The sequence below is a fragment of the Pseudarthrobacter chlorophenolicus A6 genome (genome assembly GCF_000022025.1).
GTDB classification, from domain to species: domain Bacteria; phylum Actinomycetota; class Actinomycetes; order Actinomycetales; family Micrococcaceae; genus Arthrobacter; species Arthrobacter chlorophenolicus.
In genome coordinates this window covers 3,149,881-3,165,219 of record NC_011886.1, presented here as the reverse complement: position 1 = coordinate 3,165,219, position 15,339 = coordinate 3,149,881, and the positions used below count along the sequence as shown (strand labels likewise).

Genomic DNA, 15,339 nt, shown 5'->3' with positions numbered 1-15,339 from the left:
TCCAGGCATCTGGGGCCGGTGAGCGGGCGTTCCGTTTTGAGCCACCGCAAGTGAGCGGGCGTTGGGGGGTGGCAGACTGGGTTGGTGACTTCGCCGAACGACCCCGCCAACGATTCCGCCACCTCCGCCCACGACGGCGCCACTTCTGACGGGCGCGACGCCGCCCCTTCAGACCCGTGCGACGCCGCCACTTCAGACCTGCGCGACGCCGCCACTTCAGACCCGCGCGACGCCGCCCCTTCAGACCCGCGCGACGCCGCCGGGGACGCGCCGGAGCTGAGCGCCGTTGCCGCGGCACGCATCGCCGTCGGGGTCCTGCTCGACGGCGGTGTGCAGCACGTGGTGGTCTGCCCGGGATCGCGGTCGGCACCGATGGCCTACGCACTGGCCGAGGCGTCGGCGGCGGGCCGGGTGGAGCTGCTGGTCCGGATCGATGAGCGGGCCGCGGGCTTCACGGCCCTCGGACTCGCCCTGGCAACGGGCTCGCCTGCCGCCGTGCTGACCACGTCCGGGACCGCGGTCGGAAACCTGATGCCGGCGGTGATGGAAGCCAACCACGCAGCCGTCCCGCTGGTTGTCCTCTCCGCGGACCGGCCGGACGAGCTCCGCGGCACCGGGGCGAACCAGACCACCGTCCAGCCTGACCTGTTCGGCGACCACGTCCGGTTCGCCGTCGACGTTCCCGCCGGCGCCAGCCCCGAACGGGCCGTCAGCACCGCGCTGTCCGCCGCGACCGGTGCGTTCGATGACATTCCGCCGGGCCCGGTCCAGCTCAACCTCGCCTTCCGGGACCCGCTGGTGCCCGCCGAGGGGGAAGGGCTTCCAGCTGCCGCAGCACGGCGGCGCTTCCGGATCGGTGCCGAGCCGCTGGTCATGGATCTGCCCCCGGCCTCCGAAGACCTGCCGGAGCGCCGCACCGTAGTGCTTGCAGGGCACGACGCCGGCCCGGTCGCCGAGGCGTTTGCCAGGGCACACAACCTGCCGCTGCTCGCCGAGCCGTCCTCCAATGCCCGTTTCGGTCCGAACGCCGTGGGCCCCTACAGGCTGCTGCTGGAGCACTTCGGCCCCGGCTCCGGCCAGCCGGTGGAGCGGGTGGTGCTGTTCGGCCGGCCCACCCTGTCCCGGCCGGTGGCCGCGCTGCTGGCCCGCCCCGACGTCCAGTCCGCGCTGTACCAGCCGGTGCCCGTGGCCTGGTACGAGCCCGGCCGCCGCACCGAACTGCCCCTGGCGGACCTGGCAGACCTCGCCGACTTCGCAGGCCGTGGATCAGCGGAGTGGCTGGACACCTGGCTTTTGGCGGGCTCGGCAGCCCAGCACGCCGTGGACCAGGTGGTGGCCGCGGAGGCAGCCGCCACCGGCCCGTCGGTGGCGTCACTGGTATGGAAGCACACCCGCGGCCAGCTGCTCCTGGGCTCCTCCAACGGCATCCGCGACGCGGACCTCGCAGCCCTGCCTGCCCAGGCCCCCGCCGCTACGGTGTACGCCAACCGGGGTTTGGCGGGCATCGACGGCACCATCTCCACCGCCACGGGACTGGCCCTGGGGGGCCGCCAGGAAACCACCGTCCTGCTGGGCGACGTCACGTTCCTGCACGATGCCGGCGGCTTGCTCCTTGGCACCGGCGAGGAGGTGCCCGACCTTCGGATCGTGGTCCTCAACGATGCCGGCGGAGCGATCTTCGACTTGCTGGAGCACGGCGCGGTGCGCGACGGCGGCCGCTATGGAGACGCCGTCGAACGCCTGTTCGCCACCCCGCACTCAGCCGACATTGCGGCACTCGCCGCGGGCTACGGCGTCGGCCATTCCCTTGTGACCACGACGGCGGGACTCGCTGAAGCGCTCGGCCGGCCGGTCAGCGGGCGCAGCATCGTGGAGGTCCGCACCGACCGCAGCGCCCTGCGGCAGCTCCACGGGCGGATTAAGGATGCGGTGTCGGCCGCCGTGACTGGCGTGCTGGCTGGGCAGTAGGTGGGAAAACCCCGGGTTCTCAGCCACCCGGGGGGGTGAACTGGCTGGCGGAGAAGATGGCTCCCTGCGGGTCCCGGATGAGTGCCTCGCGGGTCCAGTCGGATTCGTCCCGCTGCAGAACCTCGGCGCCCAGCCGCTCGGCGTCGGAGGCGGTCTGGTCCCGGTCCGCCACCGTGAACGTGACATGCCAGTGCGGCGGCCTGTCCGGACCGGTGGTGACGATCCAGGCAATCGCGTCCTCGAACCCGACGGGCGAGGCTATCTCCGACTGCCGCGCCCTGATGTCCGGATCCACCGTCGCTTCCAGATGGTCTCCGTAGCCGGGACGCCGGACCAGCATTCCGAAGCCGAGATCGTCCACCTCCCAGCCGAACGCCTCCTGGTAGAAACTGATGGCCGGGCCCGGGTCCGGCGTGTGCAGGTCGCTGAAATTCCAGGCTCCCGGCACGTTGGCCACCTGGACACCCGGCCTCCGCCTGGCCTGCCAAACGTGGAAGCCGGCCCCCTGCGGATCGGCCAGGGCCGCGTCCCGTCCGCCCTCCCCGGCATCCTGCGGTTTGGAAAGAAGGGCGGCACCGCCGGCAACAAGCCGCTGGACGGCTGCATCGGCGTCGTCAACGGCAATGTACGTGCTCCACGAGGCTTCCGCGCCACCGCCGCTTCCCAGGCCTGCGACGTCCCGGCCGTCGAGCTTCGCGATCAGGTACCGGCCGGGGGCGCCGGGAGGCATGACGTCCTCGAACGTCCAGCCGAACAGCCCTGAGTAGAAAGCCGCGGCGGCGTCAACATCCGGCTGGGTGGTATCGATCCAGCACGGAACGCCAGTCGGATAGGTCCTGGGATTCATGCTTCACTCCTGTGCTTTGGAGACAGTTGTCATGCAGGCGTTTCCTTCAAAGCCGCTTCGAAGACCGGCAGGCTGCGCTCGATCATTTCCTCGTTGGCGGTGAGGGAAATCCGGAAGAAGCCCGGGGTCTCGAACAGCGCGCCCGGAAGGACAAAGACGTCCCGGGCCGCGAGCCGGGCGGTGAACGCTTCATCGTCCGGGATGGGCGAGGTGACGTACAGATAGAAGGTGCCTTCCGGCGGGTGCAGGCGGTAGCCCATGCCGCCGAGGGCGTCGACCAGGCGGTCCCGGCGCCGCTGCAGCTGCCCGATGTCGATGGAGAATTTTTCGAGTTCCGGCAATGCATGCTGCAGCAGCGCATTCGGGTAGATCCAGCCCATTGCCACCTGCAGGCCGGAGATGGCCGGACGCAGGTCGTCGCGATGCGGCATTCCGGGCGGCAGGGCAAGGTAGCCAACCCGCTGGCCGGGGGACAGGTGGGTTTTACCGTAGGAGTAAGCCAACAGCGTGTAGGGGTAGAACTCCACGGGACTGTGAAAGCGGAGCCCGTCGAACACGATCCGGTTGTAGGGCTCGTCCGAAATGAGGTAGATCCGCCGGCCGAGCCGTGCCGAGGCCGTTTCCAGCAGCTCTGCCAGCCGGGTCAGCAGTTGGGGCGGGTAGATGCGGCCGGTGGGGTTGTTGGGTGTGTTGACGATGACACAGCGGGTCCTTTCCGTAATGGCGGCCCCTATCGCGTCCAGGTCCAGGTCGAACGTGGTGGTGTCCACCGTGACCTTCACCGGTACCAGGCCCGCCTCAAGGATCAGCGGCTCGTACAGGAACCACGGCGGCAGGCTGTAGACCACCTCGTCGCCGGGATCGGCAACGGTCTTCAGCGCCAGCGCAATCGCGGCAAAACCGCCGGTGGTGAGGTAGATGTCCTCCGGGCGGAAAGGGACGCCCAGTAACTGCTGAAGCGACTCGGCGGCGGCTTCACAGGCCGCGCGGCCGTTGGCCTGGTACGCGAACCACTGGTCATGCTGCGGGACCAGCGCATCCTGCAGCGCAGTGACATAGCGGCCGGCGGGCATCTGGTGGGGGTTGCCGAACGTGAAATCACAGCCTCCCGCCACGCCGTCCCTGCGTGCGCCAAACTCCCGGATGTATTCATCAACGCGCAGGAAGGACGGGATCGACGCCAGCCGGGCAGCCCGGGCGGAAACCGGTGAGCCGGCCTGCCGGGCGGCTGCTGCATCGTTCATGGATCGGCGCTCCTTTGCTGCCCCGGAACCGGACTGCGTGCAGCCGGGCAGCACGCTGCGGGGCCAGGGCTGTGGTGGGACCCATTCTGGGCTCCGCCTGCCCCCGTGTAAAGGCTGGCGTGAATGCCCGGGCCAGGTCCCGCCGTCGTCCGCGGCCGGATGTCAGCCGGAACCCCAAGGTGCCCATGACGCACAAAATCCCTGGCGCTGCGGCGATACCGCAGCACCAGGGATTCCTGGAGTGAAACCGGAGGAAAGGCCCTGGCCTAGTCCTCGATGTTGATGTGGGTGGGGTCCAGCACGCGGCGCAGGAACTCCTTGGTGCGCGGCTGGGCGGGGGAGCCGATGACCTGCTCGGCCACGCCTTCCTCCACCACAACACCGCCGTCCATGAAGACCACGCGGTCAGCCACCTCGCGGGCGAAGGCCATCTCGTGCGTGACCACCAGCATGGTCATGCCTTCCTTGGCCAGGTTCCGCATGACTGAAAGGACATCACCAACAGTCTCCGGGTCCAGGGCCGAGGTGGGCTCGTCAAAGAGCATCAGCTCGGGGTTCATGCTCAGTGCCCGGGCGATGGCCACGCGCTGCTGCTGGCCGCCGGAGAGCTGGTCCGGGAAGCGGTCTGCGAGGTGCCCCAGGCCCACGCGTTCCAGGTTGTGCAGCGACACCTTGTCCGCTTCGGCCTGGGAGCGCTTGAGGACATTGGTCTGCGCGATGGAACAGTTGCGTAGGGCGTTCAGGTGCGGGAACAGGTTGAACTGCTGGAACACCATGCCCACTTTGCGGCGCATCTTGTCGATGTCCACATCGGGATCGGTGGCTTCGAAGCCGCCCACGTGGATGCTGCCCCGGTTGGGCTGTTCCAGCAGGTTGACGCAGCGCAGCAGGGTGGACTTGCCGGAACCGGAAGGGCCGATCAGGCACACCACCTCACCGGGCTTGACGGTCAGGCTGATGCCCTTGAGGACCTCGTTGGAGCCGTAGGACTTGCGGAGGTCTGAGATGTCCACGCCGGCTGCGTGCACGGTGGTGGTAGGTACGACGTCGTTCATGGCTTCCCTGCCTATCGCTTGGTCCGCGCGGAGCGGCTTTCGAACTTCCGGGCCAGGAGGCTCAGGGGGATGGTGACCACCAGGTAGAAGGCACCGGCCACCAGGAGCGGCGTAAGGCCGGCGCCCAGGCTGGAGATGCCGTCGCGGCCGAACTTGGTGAGCTCGTACTGCGAAGCTGTCAGGCCCAGGACGTAGATCAGGGATGAGTCCTTGGTGAGGAGGATGACCTCGTTGGTCAGCGGCGGAAGAACGATCTTGAAGGCCTGCGGAATGACGATGGTGACCATGGCCCGCCACTGCGGCATGCCCAGGGAACGGGCTGCCTCCAGTTGGCCCTTGGGCACTGCCTGCAGGCCGGCGCGGAGGGTTTCGGCGATGTACGCCGAGGCCACGATGCCCAGTGAGATCATCACGATGATGGTCACGTTCCACTGGACGCCGAAGGCCAGCGGGACGCCATAGCCGAAGGCAATGAAGACCAGCAGCGCCGGGATGCCGCGGAAGAACTCGATGTAGCCGGTGGCTATCCAGCGGTACAGCGGGAAGCTGGACAGTTTCATCAGGGCAAGCAGCAGGCCGCCGCTGAGACCCACCACGAAGCCCAGGAACGTGTAGATCAGGGTGTTCTTCAGGCCCACCAGGAAGATGTCCGGGAACATCGGCCCGATCTTGCCGAAGTTGAAGACGTTGGTGGCCATGGTCTTCCAGTCCGTGGCCAGGATCAGTGCGGCGATGGCCACCACAAAGATTCCGGCCTGGACATACAGGCTTACTCTGGCTCGCTGGCGTGCGGTCATTGCCATTGGGTGCTCACATTCGTTGTGCGTGGCTGAGGCCCCGGACGGCTGCCGTGCGTGCCAGCCGGGGCCTCATGCCTGAACTCTGCTCACCGGGGCCCGGGGTGGCCCCAAGCGGTGGCTACTTGGCGGTTTCGCCGAACCAGGTGGTCTTGAACTTCGCCAGGCTGCCGTCATCGGTCAGGCGCTTGAGCGTGCTGTTGACCTGGTCCAGCATTGCGGTGTTGCCCTTCTTGATGGCAATGCCGAGCTTCTCGCCGGTGGCGTAGTCCTCAACGCGGGTGAACTGGGTGTTGTCCTTGATGGCGTAGCCCAGCACGGACTGGTTGCCCAGGGCGGCGTCGACGGTGCCGGCTTCGAGGGCCTGGACCAGGAGGCCGGAGTCCTCGAACTGCTGTGCTTCGATGCCCTTTTCCTGGGCGTACTTGGCGCCGGTGGTGGCCTGCTGCACGCCAACCTTCTTGCCCTTGGCGGAGTCGATGTTCTCCACGCCGGAGCCTTCCTTGGCCACGAGGGTCAGGTCGTCATCCATGTAGGGGTCGGAGAAGTCCATGACCTGCTTGCGGGTGTCCGTGATGGACACGGAGGAGATGGAGACGTCGCAGCCGGTCAGCGCGGTGCCGGTCTCGATGGCCTCGAAGGAGCTGTCCACGATGTTGAGCTCGGCCTTCAGGTCCTTGGCCACCTCGTTGGCGATATCGATGTCAAAGCCCACCGTCTTGCCGTCCTTCTGGAATTCGAAGGGCTCGTAGGGGACATCGGAGCAGACCGTGAGCTTGCCTGCGTTGATGAGCTGGATGCCGCCTTCGGAAGCTGCGGGGGTGGAGCTGCCGCCGCACGCCGTGAGGGTGAGGGCTCCGACGGCGAAGAGTGCTGCTGCCTTGGCGGTCAATTTGGCCGTGGCCAGGGACTTGAGCTGCATGTTTCTTACCTTTTGTTGCAGGGGTATGCGGTACTAAATCGGTTGATAGTGTATCGCCGATTGTGAGATGTGCATCACAGGAAACTTAGTTTCACTATTGGATAACTAAATTACCGGCACTTTCAAGCCTAGGCGAAGCAACGCTGTCTCGGATACCGGACGTTTGGGCTAACTGCGGATGCCGAGCGATTCGAGCATCGGCCGGAACTTGGCCCAGGTCTCGGCCAGTTCCGCTTCGGGCTGCGAGCCGTCCACGATGCCGCACCCGGCATACAGGCGCACGGTGTCCGGGGCCTCGATCACTGCGCCGCGGAGCGCGATGCCCCACTCGCCGTTGCCTGCGGCATCGAGCCAGCCCACCGGGCCGGCGTAGGGTCCGCGGTCCAGGTGTTCCAGCTTACGGATCAGTGCACCGGCCACCTGGGTGGGTGTTCCGCAGACAGCGGCCGTGGGATGCAGGGCGTTGATGAGGGCCAGGCAGGTGGGAACGTGGCCCTCCACCTCGGCGAGTTCGGCTTTGACGTCCGAGGCCAGGTGCCAGACGTTGGGCAGTTCCAGGATGAAGGGTTCATCGTGGGCGTTCATCGCTTCGGAGAAGGGGGCCAGCTGGGAGGTCAGCGACTGGATGGCGATCTCATGCTCATGCCGCTGCTTTTCCGAGCCTGCCAGTACCCGGGTGGCGTAATCCATGGGCAGGCCGTCCTCGCCGTGCGCGTCCCGACGGTCAAGGGTCCCGGCCAGCACGCGGGCCTGGGCGGTGCGCCCCTCCACCTGGATCAGCATTTCCGGTGTGGCACCCACCAGTCCGTCCACGCCGTACGTCCAGCATTCGCGGTAGCGGGCGGCCAGTTCGCGCAGCACCCGGGAGGCGTTCACGCCGCCGGGAATCGTGGCCACCACATCGCGTGCCAGCACAAGTTTCTCCAGGGCACCCGTCCGGATTTCCTCCACGCCGGCGGCCACGGCGTCCATCCACGCTTCTTCGCTGAGCGAGCCGGTGTGCAGTGTTGCGCCCGCAGCCAGGGGGAGGGGGCGTACGACGGCGGCGCCCTCCTTCGCGGGAACGGCACCGTGGCGGGCGTCCCCGGCCGGGTCCGCTGCCGCCGTCGTACTTCCAGCCGGTGCGGCTGCTGCCGACGCAACTGCTGCCAACGTATGTCCCGCCGACGTACCCGGGCTGACGGGCTTCCCGCCGAGCCAGCGCTCCAACGCGGCGAGGGCTCCGGCTTCGGTGAGCGGGCCGTCGTCGAACGTCAATTGGGTGAGCCACGCCGTGTTGTCCCGCACGCCAACCACGATTTCCGGGACGATGAGCCGGGATTCGTGGGCGGAGGTTTTGGAGAAGGCGAAGGATCCGAAAGCCACGGGCCCGGTGCCGGGAAGTTCTACGGAATCGGTGACGCGGGCCTCGATCACCAGGTGGCGCCACCAGATATCTGCCTCAAGGAAGCGCTCCGGGCCCGTGGCGGTGAACCGTGCGATCTCGCCGAAACCCGCGAGGCCGGCCTCGCGGCGGGTCCAGCAGAGGACGTCGTCACGCACCAGAAACGCAGGAAGCCCCCCGGGAAATTCTTTTCCATCCAGGGGGACTGTCAGGCTTTTCAGGAGTCCAGTGCCGATCGTGCTCGTCATGATGAGACAACACTAGTACTTAAAAATACTTACCCTGCCGAGTAACTTCCGGCGCCCTGGCGGGCAGTTGGGGAAACCTCGCGGCATGGTCCGGACCCGCCGGAACATTTGAGACAATGTCATGGTGAACCGAGCATCCTTGGATAAGCGTCCGGACGAAGTAGCCACGATGTTTGACGACGTCGCACCGAAATACGACGTCGTCAATGATGTCCTGTCCATGGGGCAGACCCGCCGCTGGCGGAAAATCGTGGTTGATGCGATGGAAGTCTCCAAGGGCCAGCGGGTCCTGGATCTCGCCGCCGGAACCGGCACCTCCAGCGAGCCATATGCCGATGCAGGCATAGAGGTTGTGGCGTGCGACTTCTCCCTCGGGATGCTCAAGGTGGGCAAGCGCCGCCGCCCCGACATCGACTTCATCGCCGGTGACGCCACCAACCTGCCCTTCGCGGACAACACCTTCGATGCCACCACCATCTCGTTCGGACTGCGCAACGTCAACGAACCCAAGAAGGCCCTCGCGGAGATGCTCCGCGTCACCAAGCCCGGCGGCCGGCTGGTCATTGCCGAGTTCTCGCAGCCTGTTGTTCCGCTCTGGCGCACCATGTACACCGAATACCTGATGCGTGCCCTGCCCGCCATCGCCGTCAAGGTTGCCTCCAACCCGGACGCGTACGTCTACCTTGCCGAGTCCATCCGGGCCTGGCCGGACCAGGACCACCTGGCCGCATGGCTGCAGGACGAAGGCTGGGAGAACGTCAACTACCGCAACCTCACCGGCGGCATCGTTGCCGTCCACCGCGCCTTCAAGCCGGCTGGCGCCCCGGACAGCGCAGCCGCCGCCATCGCCGCGCACAAGGGCCCGGTGGCCAAGCTGCGCCGCAACATCGCCCGCTGACCTGTGGAGGTACTGATTGTCGGCGCGGGTCCGGCCGGATCCACCGCCGCGTATTACCTGGCCAAAGCCGGCCTCACCGTCACTGTGCTGGAGAAGACCAGCTTTCCGCGCGAGAAGGTCTGCGGCGACGGGCTGACCCCCCGGGCGGTCCGCGAAATCCAGAAGCTCGGCCTGCCGCATCCTGAGGGCGAAGGCTGGCGCCGGAACAAGGGGCTGCGGCTGATCGCAGGCGGCCGGACCATCGAACTTCCCTGGCCCGAGGTGTCCGACTTCCCGCAGTACGGGCTCATCCGTACCCGCCTGGGCTTCGATGAGGAACTGGCACGGCATGCCGAGTCCGCCGGTGCCACCATCCTTGAACGGCACAGCGTCACCGAGGCACTGAGGGACGACGCCGGCCGCGTGACCGGTGTCCGCGCAGCGCTCCTGGACGAGTCCGGACGCAAGACGGGGGAGACGCGCGAGTTCAGCGCCGACGTCGTGCTTGCTGCGGACGGAAACTCCACGCGCACCGCCGTGTCCCTTGGGATCCAAAAGCGTGACGACCGCCCGCTGGGCGTGGCCGTCAGGACCTACTTCACCTCTCCCCGCACGGACGATGACTGGATGGAAGGCTGGCTGGAGCTCCCCGGCCGCGACGGCAAGCTGCTCCCCGGCTACGGCTGGGTGTTCGGCGTGGGCGACGGCACCTCCAACGTGGGCCTGGGCATCCTGAACTCTTCCAAGGACTTCGGCAAGCTCGACTACAAGCAGGTCCTCCGGGAATGGACCGCCGGCATGCCCTCCGAATGGGGCTTCACGCCGGAAAACCAGGTGGGTGAAATCCGCGGCGCAGCGCTCCCGATGGGCTTCAACCGCACCCCGCACTACTCACCCGGGCTACTCCTGCTGGGCGACGCCGGCGGGATGGTTTCGCCATTCAACGGCGAGGGCATCTCCTACGCCATGGAGTCCGCGCGGTTCGCCGCGGAGTTCATCATCGACGCCTCCTCGCGCTCGGTTTCTTCGGGCGCCACGTACGACGCCGATGCGCACCTTTCCCGGTATGCGGACTATGTGCGGGACCAGTGGGGTTCGCACTTCACCCTCGGCCGGGCCTTTGCCGCGCTGATCGGGAAGCCCGCCGTCATGAAGCTCGCGCTGCGGACGGGCATGCCTATTCCGGTGCTGATGCGGTTCGTGGTCCGGCTGCTGGCCAACCTGACCGATCCGTCCGCCAAGGGCTTCGAGGACCGGGTTATCCGGGTCCTGGAATCACTGGTTCCGGCCACATCCAATGCCTCTTCGGCGACGAATCAGCGGTATCCGCAACAAAAAGTTAGGGTTAACCCGTGACCAACTCCGCAGACCACAGCTGGACGCACGCCGGGCACGGCCTGCCGGACTCCGAACCCAGTCTCAACACCACCGCCATTGCCACCGGCCTCCAGCTGCCGGCGGGCTTCGCCGCCATCGCCGGGGACCCCGAGCTGGGCCCGGCCATCACCAACAACCTGGCGCGCGTGGAAAAGAAACTGCGCGAGGCCATCGCCAACTCGGATCCGCTGGCTGACGCGACGTCGCGCCACCTGGTGGAAGCCGGCGGTAAGCGCATCCGGCCGCTGCTGACTTTGCTCTGCGCCCACCTCGGGGACGCATCGTTGCCCGCCGTGGTGCAGGCCGCCGTCGTGGTTGAGCTGACGCACCTTGCCACGCTCTACCACGACGACGTCATGGACTCCGCGCCCTTCCGCCGTGGCGCCCCCACGGCCCACGAGGTGTGGGGCAACTCCGTCGCCGTCCTGACCGGTGACCTGATCTTCGCCCGCGCCTCCATCCTGGTGTCCGAACTGGGCGGCCGCGCACTGGGCATCCAGGCCCGGACGTTCGAACGGCTGTGCCTGGGCCAACTGCACGAAACGGTGGGACCGCGGCCGGATGAAGACCCCATTGAGCACTACCTGTCCGTCATCGCGGACAAGACCGGCTCCCTGGTGGCTGCCTCCGGCCAGTTCGGTGCCATCTTCTCCGGCGCCGATGAGGCCTACGAGGACGTCCTGGTGGAGTACGGCGAGAAGGTGGGCGTGGCCTTCCAACTCGCCGACGACGTCATCGATGTCACCGGCGTGAAGGTGAAGTCCGGGAAGTCCCCGGGAACCGACCTGCGCGAAGGCGTCCCCACGCTGCCGGTCCTGTTTCTCCGGCGCGATGCCGCGGCCGGCGACCAGTCCGCCGTCGAACTCTTGAAGCTCATTGACGGGGACCTCTCCTCGGATGAGGCGCTGGCCGCTGCGGTCGCGGGGCTGCGCGAGCACCCCGTCACCGCCGAATCCTGGGTTGTTGCCCGCCGCTGGGCCGATGAGGCGATCGCCGCGCTGGCTCCGCTGCCCGAGGGCGTGGTCAAGGATTCACTGTCCAACTTCGCCGTTGCCGTGGTGGACCGCGCCAGCTGACCTCCTGAGCGTCGAAGCCCGGTGCCTTCCCATGGTGCCGGGCTTCTGCGTTTGCTGAGCTTCTGTTGGGCTCAGCGACGGTCCCTACTGGCCAGGCTGCAGATTGCTGTTAACGGGATAGCCCCGGTGCCCAGCAACCGAAGCTGCTGTGAACCGGGGCTATCTCTCCGTTCGCATCAGATCCGCCGGAGGCGTTTAGCGGATCCGTGAACAGCTTATGACACATCTGTCACAGAATGCAACTCTTAATTTACTGAGAGTGTCATAAGCTTTTCAGCCCCTCTTGCCGGGCGTACTGGAGGCTCCCTGCGCAATTGCGCTACTTATAGCCAGCCGGGGAGCGCCGAGCCCTGTAAGTGCGCGGGAACGCGTGTCTGTGCAGTCCAAAAGTCACGCAATTGCGTCACTTCTTTTGGGGGCGTTATCCACATGGAAAGATTCCTCCGCGTCGTGGCGGGCCTGGCGTAGACACGATGAGTGATGGACATCTGTGATTACCTCGCCAGGCGCGGGGGAGCGGCCCGGTCGGGGGAACTGCAGAAGGCTGGGTTTACACGTACCCGGGTGGCCCGCGCGGTGGCTCTGGGCCTGTTGGTGAGAGTCAGGCGGGGAGTCTACGCCCTGCCCGGCGAAACACTCGTTGCTGGAGTCTTGGCTGCGGGCGGGCGGCTCACGTGTTTGTCCGCTGCTCCGGTCTACCGGCTGTGGACTCTCAACGAGCCATCAGGCCTGCATTTAAGCCGGAGCCACCCCACCCGTATGCCCGGAGTCGTCGACCACGGGCGGCCAAAACATCCGAGGCATCAGTGGCTGCCTGTGCTGGGGCTCGCGGACGTGCTTCTGCATGCGCTGCATTGCCTGCCGGAGCTGGAAGCGCTCGTGATGGTGCAGTCGGCTGTCGGCGCTGGAGATGTCGCTCTCGATTTTCTATACGGCCGCTGCCAGGGACGCCGCAACGGGCGTGCCAGGTCGGTCCTGGACCTGGCGATTCCCCGCGCGGACTCCTTGCTGGAAGTACTCGCGAATGTCCATTTCGCTCGGGCCGGATTACGGGTTCGGCGGCACGTCTTCATTCCCGGAGTTGGAGAAGTGGACTTCCTGGTCGAGGAGTGCTTGGTGGTGGAGACGGATGGCTCAACCCACTTCGAGCCCAAATCCATCAAGCGGGACCAGCGGCGCAACAACCGGAGCATTATCGGGGGCTACCTTGTACTGCGCTACTACTATGAGGACGTCATCCACCGGCCCGAGGCCATGGTCGCGGAGGTCCAGGCGGTGCTGCGGGTATGGCGGAGACCAGGGAACAGCGGGGCCGGCAACCTGTTTGCGTGATTTATGCGCTGTTAACCGGCGAGTGCCCCTGCAAACGCAGGGGCACTCCTCAAGGTCTGGTCCATAAGTGACGCATTTGCGTCTATCCGGGGGAGGGTTAGTCTTCCTCGTCCCCGAAGGCCCACTCGAACATGTCGAAGACGAACTCGGAGAAGGTTCCTTCCTCGGACTTCCACTGTCCGCGGGCGTTGTTGCGGCGGTACACGATGGGGTCAGGGACGCTGAGGTCGCCGGTGCGGAAACCCCAGGTGTATTCCTCTTCCTCGTCCTCGAGGAACATCAGGAAGCCTTCGTCGTCGACTTCGAGCTCGTCCGGGTCCCAGAAGTAGTGGTAGGCCTCCATCAGGTCCTCGCAGCCACCCACGGCGAGGTAGAACTCGCGGAGGACCAGCGGGATCTGGAACTGGTGGTCGGCGAGGGCCTTGTCCAGTTCCTCGGCGGAGAGGCCGTCCTCTTCCTGCCATTCGTCCTCGAGATACTTTGGAACAAGCGCGCGGAACTTCTCGAGGAACATGTCAGTCATGCTCATATCCTAGCCAACTGCAGGCCTTGCCAAATGCCACCGTAAGCGCCTTCGCCGGCGTCAAAGGCTGCTGTCCTTGCCCCGCCGGTTCAACCCGTGGACGGCCAGGGGAGCCTGCCAGGACCGGCGCCAGGCCAGTACGCGGAAGGTGAACACGACGGCGGCCACAGCGGCGCCGGTGAGGACGTTGAAGACTCCCGTCATCCACAACACGGTGGTCATCACGGCCCCTACGAAGGCCGGCACCGCATAAATGGATTTCGCGTTGAAGAGTTCGGGTACCTCGTTGGCTGTCACGTCGCGGAGCAGGCCGCCGCCCACCGCCGTTGTGACACCCAGGAGCACGGACGCCACGGGGTTCATGCCGGCGGCCAGCGCCTTGACGGTGCCGGTCATGCAGAACAGGGCCAACCCGCCGGCGTCGAACAGCGTGAGCATGGAGGTGTAGCGCTGGACGTAGGGGAACAGGAAGTACACGAGTGCCGTGGCCAGCACCGGCGGCACCAGGTACGCGGGCGTGGTGAACGCCGCCGGCGGGCCGCTGTTGAGGATGATGTCCCGGATCACGCCCCCGCCAAGCCCCACCAGCGAGGCCAAAAGCAGTGAACCCACAATGTCGATATGCTTCCGCGCGGCCAGCAGTGAGCCCGACACGGCAAAGAAGAAGACACCGAGCAGATCCAGCCATACCGGGGCGTTGTCAAAGGCGAAAGTCATCAAAGGTCCAGGTATTTCAAGAGGGGCGGACGGGGCGGCTCCAACGTTACGCTAGCCCCTATGAACAGCCCCATCATGATCGCCTGTGCCCACGGGACATCCAGCAGCCAGGGAGCGGCAGAGGTCAACGCCCTGCGCGCCGCCATCGCTGAGCTCCGGCCGGGACTCGATGTCCGCGAAGCCTATGTCGACGTGCAGCAGCCGGACCTGGTGGACGTGGTGGCAGGCCTTCCGGAGGGGGAACCGGCAGTGGTGGTGCCACTCCTGCTCAGCGTGGGCTACCACGTGAAGGTGGACATCGCGCGGGCAGTGAAGAGCCGACCGGGAAGTGCGGCGGCCGCGCCCCTGGGCCCGGACCCGCGGCTGGCCGGGCTCCTGGACCAAAGGCTTCGCGAGGCCGGAGCCACGGACAACGACGTCATTGTCCTGGCGGCCGCCGGGTCCTCCAACCCCAATGCCGCCGTCAGCGTCGAGGAACTCCTCGGCCAGCTGCGGGAGCTGCGGTCCAACCGGATGGTGGCCGCCTACGGTGCCTCCGCCCAGCCGTCCGTGCCCGACGCCGTCACGATGCTTCGCGAGGAGCTCGCCGGAGGTGCCGGCGCGGGGGAGTCCGCGGGAGCGGTCGACGTCGGCGGCCGAGTGGTAATTGCCTCCTACCTCCTGGCGCCGGGCTTCTTCCACGACCAGCTGGCCAAGGCCGGGGCCGACGTCGTGACAGAACCGCTGCTGCCGTCCCGGGTCCTCGCCGAGATCGCCCTGGACAGGTATGACGCCGCCGTCGCAAAAGCCAGCGAAGCCGCCGTCCACGCGACAGCTGAAGCATCCGTCCGGGCCCCTCAAGAGGCCCCCGCGGAACCGGCCACAAATGCACAGCAGGGTGGCTTCTTCAAGGCTGTCCGGCGTTTCGTGACGAAATATTTCCCTAGGTGACTTCGCATTTCCGGTCCTTTGTGACGCTATTCGAGCGGGACC

The 15,339-nt window shown here is 66.7% G+C and carries 14 protein-coding genes and 1 pseudogene; 7 read left to right on the top strand and 8 right to left on the bottom strand.

The window, feature by feature from the left end; translation table 11 throughout:
- The first annotated feature begins 276 nt into the window (after window positions 1–276).
- Window positions 277–1,968 (top strand): 2-succinyl-5-enolpyruvyl-6-hydroxy-3-cyclohexene-1-carboxylic-acid synthase, encoded by a 1,692-nt coding sequence (menD, locus tag ACHL_RS14320; protein ID WP_043794725.1) that lies wholly within the window; start codon window positions 277–279, stop codon window positions 1,966–1,968.
- 19 nt (window positions 1,969–1,987) lie between these two features.
- Here menD and ACHL_RS14315 read toward each other — a convergent pair whose 3' ends face one another.
- The 6 genes from ACHL_RS14315 to ACHL_RS14290 all read right to left on the bottom strand — a co-directional run bounded on the left by ACHL_RS14315 (window position 1,988) and on the right by ACHL_RS14290 (window position 8,465).
- Window positions 1,988–2,815: a VOC family protein gene (locus ACHL_RS14315; protein ID WP_015937994.1), complete on the bottom strand. Its 828-nt coding sequence runs from the start codon at window positions 2,813–2,815 to the stop codon at window positions 1,988–1,990.
- A 29-nt stretch (window positions 2,816–2,844) separates the two neighbouring features.
- A complete protein-coding gene (locus ACHL_RS14310; protein ID WP_015937993.1) occupies window positions 2,845–4,059 on the bottom strand; it encodes an aminotransferase class I/II-fold pyridoxal phosphate-dependent enzyme in 1,215 nt (404 codons plus the stop codon).
- Between the two features lie 266 nt (window positions 4,060–4,325).
- Entirely contained in the window at window positions 4,326–5,114 is a 789-nt protein-coding gene (locus tag ACHL_RS14305; RefSeq protein ID WP_015937992.1) for an amino acid ABC transporter ATP-binding protein, read from the bottom strand.
- Window positions 5,115–5,125: 11 nt separating this feature from the next.
- Window positions 5,126–5,917 carry an amino acid ABC transporter permease gene (locus tag ACHL_RS14300; RefSeq protein ID WP_015937991.1) on the bottom strand — a complete coding sequence of 264 codons (792 nt, stop codon included), beginning with the start codon at window positions 5,915–5,917 and terminating at the stop codon, window positions 5,126–5,128.
- Window positions 5,918–6,032: 115 nt separating this feature from the next.
- Window positions 6,033–6,833, bottom strand: a complete 801-nt coding sequence (locus tag ACHL_RS14295; RefSeq protein ID WP_015937990.1) for an ABC transporter substrate-binding protein — start codon at window positions 6,831–6,833, stop codon at window positions 6,033–6,035.
- 168 nt (window positions 6,834–7,001) lie between these two features.
- Complete coding sequence (locus tag ACHL_RS14290; protein WP_015937989.1) at window positions 7,002–8,465, bottom strand: isochorismate synthase; 1,464 nt, start codon at window positions 8,463–8,465, stop codon at window positions 7,002–7,004.
- A 124-nt stretch (window positions 8,466–8,589) separates the two neighbouring features.
- On the opposite strand from ACHL_RS14290, the gene ACHL_RS14285 reads away from it, so the two are divergent.
- The 5 genes and pseudogenes from ACHL_RS14285 to ACHL_RS14270 all read left to right on the top strand — a co-directional run bounded on the left by ACHL_RS14285 (window position 8,590) and on the right by ACHL_RS14270 (window position 13,127).
- Entirely contained in the window at window positions 8,590–9,363 is a 774-nt protein-coding gene (locus ACHL_RS14285; RefSeq protein WP_244266468.1) for a demethylmenaquinone methyltransferase, read from the top strand.
- A 3-nt stretch (window positions 9,364–9,366) separates the two neighbouring features.
- The gene (locus ACHL_RS14280) at window positions 9,367–10,698 is read left to right on the top strand and encodes a geranylgeranyl reductase family protein (RefSeq protein WP_015937987.1); all 1,332 of its coding nucleotides are present in this window, start codon (window positions 9,367–9,369) and stop codon (window positions 10,696–10,698) included.
- The gene (locus tag ACHL_RS14275) at window positions 10,695–11,795 is read left to right on the top strand and encodes a polyprenyl synthetase family protein (RefSeq protein ID WP_015937986.1); all 1,101 of its coding nucleotides are present in this window, start codon (window positions 10,695–10,697) and stop codon (window positions 11,793–11,795) included. Before ACHL_RS14280 ends, ACHL_RS14275 begins: the two co-directional genes overlap by 4 nt.
- 480 nt (window positions 11,796–12,275) lie before the next feature.
- Window positions 12,276–12,410, top strand: a pseudogene (locus ACHL_RS24935) (type IV toxin-antitoxin system AbiEi family antitoxin domain-containing protein); the annotation flags it as partial.
- 144 nt (window positions 12,411–12,554) lie between these two features.
- On the top strand, window positions 12,555–13,127 hold the full coding sequence (locus ACHL_RS14270; RefSeq protein ID WP_244266571.1) for an endonuclease domain-containing protein: 573 nt from the start codon (window positions 12,555–12,557) through the stop codon (window positions 13,125–13,127).
- 97 nt (window positions 13,128–13,224) lie between these two features.
- Here the strand turns inward: ACHL_RS14270 and ACHL_RS14265 are convergent, their stop codons facing one another.
- Window positions 13,225–13,650 (bottom strand): hypothetical protein, encoded by a 426-nt coding sequence (locus tag ACHL_RS14265; protein WP_015937984.1) that lies wholly within the window; start codon window positions 13,648–13,650, stop codon window positions 13,225–13,227.
- 60 nt (window positions 13,651–13,710) lie between these two features.
- Window positions 13,711–14,367 (bottom strand): trimeric intracellular cation channel family protein, encoded by a 657-nt coding sequence (locus ACHL_RS14260; RefSeq protein WP_015937983.1) that lies wholly within the window; start codon window positions 14,365–14,367, stop codon window positions 13,711–13,713.
- A gap of 60 nt (window positions 14,368–14,427) precedes the next feature.
- Here ACHL_RS14260 and ACHL_RS14255 point away from each other — a divergent pair, with 60 nt between their 5' ends.
- Window positions 14,428–15,297: a sirohydrochlorin chelatase gene (locus tag ACHL_RS14255; RefSeq protein WP_015937982.1), complete on the top strand. Its 870-nt coding sequence runs from the start codon at window positions 14,428–14,430 to the stop codon at window positions 15,295–15,297.
- Window positions 15,298–15,339: the final 42 nt, after the last annotated feature.

Excerpts from the sequence above, each read along its gene's own strand:
- ACHL_RS14315 (WP_015937994.1), bottom strand. The coding sequence starts at position 2,815 with ATGAATCCCAGGACCTATCCGACTGGCGTTCCGTGCTGGATCGATACC.
- ACHL_RS14255 (WP_015937982.1), top strand. The coding sequence starts at position 14,428 with ATGAACAGCCCCATCATGATCGCCTGTGCCCACGGGACATCCAGCAGC.
- ACHL_RS14295 (WP_015937990.1), bottom strand. The coding sequence starts at position 6,833 with ATGCAGCTCAAGTCCCTGGCCACGGCCAAATTGACCGCCAAGGCAGCA.
- ACHL_RS14290 (WP_015937989.1), bottom strand. The coding sequence starts at position 8,465 with ATGACGAGCACGATCGGCACTGGACTCCTGAAAAGCCTGACAGTCCCC.
- ACHL_RS14260 (WP_015937983.1), bottom strand. The coding sequence starts at position 14,367 with ATGACTTTCGCCTTTGACAACGCCCCGGTATGGCTGGATCTGCTCGGT.
- ACHL_RS14270 (WP_244266571.1), top strand. The coding sequence starts at position 12,555 with ATGCCCGGAGTCGTCGACCACGGGCGGCCAAAACATCCGAGGCATCAG.
- ACHL_RS14300 (WP_015937991.1), bottom strand. The coding sequence starts at position 5,917 with ATGGCAATGACCGCACGCCAGCGAGCCAGAGTAAGCCTGTATGTCCAG.
- ACHL_RS14310 (WP_015937993.1), bottom strand. The coding sequence starts at position 4,059 with ATGAACGATGCAGCAGCCGCCCGGCAGGCCGGCTCACCGGTTTCCGCC.
- ACHL_RS14305 (WP_015937992.1), bottom strand. The coding sequence starts at position 5,114 with ATGAACGACGTCGTACCTACCACCACCGTGCACGCAGCCGGCGTGGAC.
- ACHL_RS14265 (WP_015937984.1), bottom strand. The coding sequence starts at position 13,650 with ATGACTGACATGTTCCTCGAGAAGTTCCGCGCGCTTGTTCCAAAGTAT.